The sequence below is a fragment of the Pseudomonas sp. ICMP 10191 genome (genome assembly GCF_001467335.1).
Taxonomy (GTDB): domain Bacteria; phylum Pseudomonadota; class Gammaproteobacteria; order Pseudomonadales; family Pseudomonadaceae; genus Aquipseudomonas; species Aquipseudomonas cerasi.
Genome location: NZ_LKGW01000161.1, coordinates 1 through 4,020 on the forward strand (window position 1 = coordinate 1; position 4,020 = coordinate 4,020).

Below are 4,020 nucleotides of genomic sequence, written 5' to 3' on the forward strand. Positions count from 1 at the left end.
CTGGGGGCTGGGGGCTGGGGGGTAATCATGAAGCCTAAATATTTAGTGGCCGCTGGGTAAGCATTCTAGCGATCTTGTCTTTAGCGACTTGTAGATCGCTAGCGTTACTTTCCAGATGAGTTAGAAACCACATCACGCCGGTTAGATAGCCTGTAACGAGATCCTCTACCCTTAAGAAAACGACTCCTTCCATCTTATTGGCCAGCTTCGGAGTGCTCCCGTATACATAGCAGACCAGCCTGATTTCAGTGCTATCTCGGTTCGCAAAAGACTCGGCAGTACCCATATGAAGTAGGCCATTTCTAGCCTCCCATATTTCACGGGCGGTACATGGCAGTGGACAATTTGGCAGCATGTACGAGCTTACCCAACGCTGAAAGTCAGCCGGTCCAGACCTTAAAGGCTCTACAGAAAGCCACGCCATTTGCTCAATAGCAACATAGGTCAGCATCGCGGCCTGCAAATGATGACCTCCATCTCGCAAACAGATAATCGAATCAGTCATCTGTTTAGCGAAAGCAAAAACTTCTTCTGTGCTCATCCCGCGCTCCTTTGACCCGGCTCCATGCCGGTCATCATCTATAGCTCACCCCCAACCAATTTGCCACTGAGCCCACGCCGGGCAGGGAGCATCACATGCAAAAACTGCAGGTCCTCACCGCCCACGGCTGGGCATTCGTGCTTTGCTTTATGGGGAAGCGTATCGAAACAACTGATGATCGCGCTAAGGCCTTACCTCGGAACTGTCCTGACCTGGCAGACAGCATCCTCGCGGAGTTTGAGAAGGATTTTCCAGATCAGCAGTTCCGCTTGAGCTGACCCCCTAGCCCAACCAATTTGCCACCACCGGACACGGAGGGCGGCGCATGCCTGGAATTCGATATGAGCCAGCTACACCAGATACTGGTAGGCGACTGCATCGACATGATGCGCACGCTGCCAGATGAAAGCGTGCGCATCTGCATTAACACCCCGTCGCCGCCCTTCAGCAGGACAAAAACGGCGTCCATTGATCTAACCCAGACTACATGCGGAACTGGCTGACAAGCCTATTCAGTTCGACAGCAAGCTTGGTCAATTCTGATGTCGCAATAGCTGTCTGACTTGACCCATCGGAGGCTTGGTTTGAGAGGTCGCGAATGCTTACCAAGCTGCGATCAACCTCCCTCGCAACCTGGGCCTGCTCTTCCGAAGCCGTTGCAATCAGCACATTCCGCTCTGTGATGTTGTCGATGGACTCCGTGATTTCGACTAACGCAGATCCGGCACCATGAGCGGTATCGAGAGTTTTTTGAGCTTGAGCGTTGGTGTTGCTCATTGCAGAAACAGCAGCTCCAGTACCCTTCTGTATCGAGCTGATCATCTGTTCGATCTCGCTCGTCGACTGCTGGGTACGATGGGCCAGCGCTCTTACCTCATCCGCCACCACTGCGAACCCCCGGCCAGCCTCACCGGCTCGAGCAGCTTCAATTGCAGCGTTGAGGGCAAGGAGATTGGTTTGCTCAGCGATTGCGCGAATAACGTCCAGGACCTTACTGATATCAGTCGCCATAACGGCAAGCCCTTGCACTTCTTGGGTGGCGACCTCGACGCTACCGACCATTAGACTAATAGCCTCGACGGTCTGATCTACGCGCGCGCGTCCGGACACTGCTGAAGAATTTGAACGAGTAGCAGCCTCAGATGCTGCCGAAGCATTTCGAGCGACTTCCTCTACGGCAGCACTCATTTCAGTAACGGCAGTGGCAGCCATCTCTACTTCATTGTTCTGCCGCTGCATCCCTTTGTTAGCGTCTTCGGTAACAGCGTGCATTTCTTCCGCAGTTGAAGCCAACTGATTGGAAGAGTCTGAGATCGAGGAAAGCGTGGTACGTAGTCCGCTTTGCATGGCTTTCAAGGCCATCATGAGCCGGGCAACCTCATCATGTCCTTGAGGCTCAATGACTTCGGTCAAATCGTTTTTGGCAATGCGTTCCGCAATGTTCAAAGATTGGCTGACAGGGTAAGTGATGCTTCGGGTGTACATCAGCGCAAGAATGATCGCAGCCAGCATGCTAGCTGCGATGAAACCGCCAACAATCAGCTTAGTTTCGTCATACAGAACAGTCGCTTCATCACCGGCATTCTTTGCCTTAGCGTTGTTCAATTCAATGAGATTCTTTATAGCGTTTGCCACGGAATCAGCGGACTGCTTCATAGCTCCGCTTGATAACTTAACAGCGTCCTCAATGTTTGCTACCGCAATCAGGCCAACATACTTCTCTTGGAGGATCTTATATTCAGGATAGACTTTGCTCAGCTCGCTATAAAGTTGCTTACCTTTAGGCGTCACGATAAGTGGCTGCAGCTTAGACATTAAGTCATCTATCATCAGTTCGGATTTCTTTACATCTTCCAAAGCGGTTACTTTTCGATCAGCAGGCTCAACAGGATTGCGCAGCCTAGCATTGCTACCCCTGATACTCACAAATTCACGGTCCATTACCCCCAAGAACGAGATGCTTGGTAAGACATTGGTTTCAACGAATTTCTCTGCCGCATTCAGGTTCGATGCCTGCCTTAGGGCAATTAATCCTAACGCGAGAATCATCACACAGAAAAACCCGAAGCAGACAGCCGATCGGGGGGCAAGATTAAATTTGCGCAATATCATGTCGATGACTCCAGGGAATGTTCCCCTATGTCGTCAATAAAGCTTAGCCCACGACCACCGTTCGTCGCCCACAGTCAATTAATGCCGCAGACGTAGGGTATAGACCCTTAACGCTATTGTAAGCGCATGTTTCATATTTTCAGAAATGCCTGAATTCGAATGTTCAATTTAAATTAATCATGACTACACAAACTCAGACCAAGTGGTTTTTCGTATGAGAGTGAGTACGTCGAAATCCCCATTCCTTCCCACAAATTATAAATCAGCTACTCACGCCACCCCGGCGAGGATGAACCATGAACATTTACCGGCACACGTTCACGGCCGTCTGCCCATCTGACGGCGACACGATCATCTACAAGCTGGAGATACGCACGCATGGTGTGGTGATGGTCGAGCACATCAAGACAGCGACGGCGCTCATAAAGTCTGGATATCACGAACGAATTGCTGACGATTTGTCGGAGCGCTTCCGCGGTGACCAGACGATGATCGCCACGCACCAAGGCGTCGAAATTAAAACAGTGAGGCTGAGCGGATGATCCACTACCACGGCACTCCAGTCGGCGGCACCCGCCAGGACGGCGCCAGGTTCCTTGCCAGCCGGCACGCACTAGTGCCCTTCCCTCGCCAGGATGACATAGGCATCATCGCCGAAGTTTGTCAGTCGTTCGTGTTCGACAATGGCGCATTCTCGATCTGGAACAAGGGCGGCACGCTTGACGTAGACGGTTACACTCGCTGGGTTGAGGACTGGCACCGGCACCCAGGCTTCGACTGGGCATTGATCCCCGACGTCATCGACGGCGATGAGAAGGCAAACGACGCGCTACTCGCGGCTTGGCCCAGCGGTTTGCGCGGTGTTCCGGTTTGGCATCTGCATGAGTCGATTGAGCGTCTGCAGCGGCTCGCGAGCGAATGGTCGACGGTGGCCTTTGGCAGCTCCGGCCAATGGCGGTCACCAGGCACAGCAGCATGGTGGAGGCGAATGACTGCCGCGATGAACGCCATCTGCGACGAGCAAGGCCGCCCCATGTGTCGACTCCACGGCTTGAGGATGCTGGACCCCGCCATCTTCCAGCACCTTCCGTTCGCTTCCGCAGACTCGACAAACGCTGCAGTCAACGGCGGCAGCATCAGCCGATTTGGTATGTACGCACCACCTACTGCCGGGCAGCGCGCCTGCGTGATCGGCGACCGGATTGAAGCGCACAACAGTTCGCCTATCTGGCAACGCGAAGCGCAGGCCGAACTGGCCCTTTAAGCAATAGCCCACCCACTTCAACGACTCACGCCACCCCGGCGAGGATGAACTATGTCCGCTCACCAGAAGAAACACCCCTTCGATTTTAAAACCCAATACGGCC

General features: G+C 53.2%; 5 protein-coding genes. 3 read left to right on the plus strand and 2 right to left on the minus strand.

The window, feature by feature from the left end:
* Positions 1-34: 34 nt before the first annotated feature.
* Positions 35-541 (minus strand): hypothetical protein, encoded by a 507-nt coding sequence (locus tag AO388_RS24215; RefSeq protein WP_058417320.1) that lies wholly within the window; start codon positions 539-541, stop codon positions 35-37.
* Between the two features lie 95 nt (positions 542-636).
* Here AO388_RS24215 and AO388_RS24220 point away from each other — a divergent pair, with 95 nt between their 5' ends.
* Entirely contained in the window at positions 637-819 is a 183-nt protein-coding gene (locus AO388_RS24220) for a hypothetical protein (RefSeq protein ID WP_058417321.1), read from the plus strand.
* A gap of 205 nt (positions 820-1,024) precedes the next feature.
* Here the strand turns inward: AO388_RS24220 and AO388_RS24225 are convergent, their stop codons facing one another.
* On the minus strand, positions 1,025-2,653 hold the full coding sequence (locus AO388_RS24225) for a methyl-accepting chemotaxis protein (protein ID WP_058417322.1): 1,629 nt from the start codon (positions 2,651-2,653) through the stop codon (positions 1,025-1,027).
* Between the two features lie 296 nt (positions 2,654-2,949).
* Between AO388_RS24225 and AO388_RS24230 the strand changes: the two genes are divergently transcribed.
* A complete protein-coding gene (locus AO388_RS24230) occupies positions 2,950-3,195 on the plus strand; it encodes a hypothetical protein (RefSeq protein ID WP_058417323.1) in 246 nt (81 codons plus the stop codon).
* Entirely contained in the window at positions 3,192-3,917 is a 726-nt protein-coding gene (locus AO388_RS24235; RefSeq protein ID WP_058417324.1) for a hypothetical protein, read from the plus strand. Before AO388_RS24230 ends, AO388_RS24235 begins: the two co-directional genes overlap by 4 nt.
* Positions 3,918-4,020 lie beyond the last annotated feature (103 nt).

Bases quoted from the DNA above. Each gene is read 5' to 3' on its own strand.
- AO388_RS24225 (WP_058417322.1), bottom strand. From the start codon at position 2,653: ATGATATTGCGCAAATTTAATCTTGCCCCCCGATCGGCTGTCTGCTTC.
- AO388_RS24235 (WP_058417324.1), top strand. From the start codon at position 3,192: ATGATCCACTACCACGGCACTCCAGTCGGCGGCACCCGCCAGGACGGC.
- AO388_RS24230 (WP_058417323.1), top strand. From the start codon at position 2,950: ATGAACATTTACCGGCACACGTTCACGGCCGTCTGCCCATCTGACGGC.
- AO388_RS24215 (WP_058417320.1), bottom strand. From the start codon at position 541: ATGAGCACAGAAGAAGTTTTTGCTTTCGCTAAACAGATGACTGATTCG.
- AO388_RS24220 (WP_058417321.1), top strand. From the start codon at position 637: ATGCAAAAACTGCAGGTCCTCACCGCCCACGGCTGGGCATTCGTGCTT.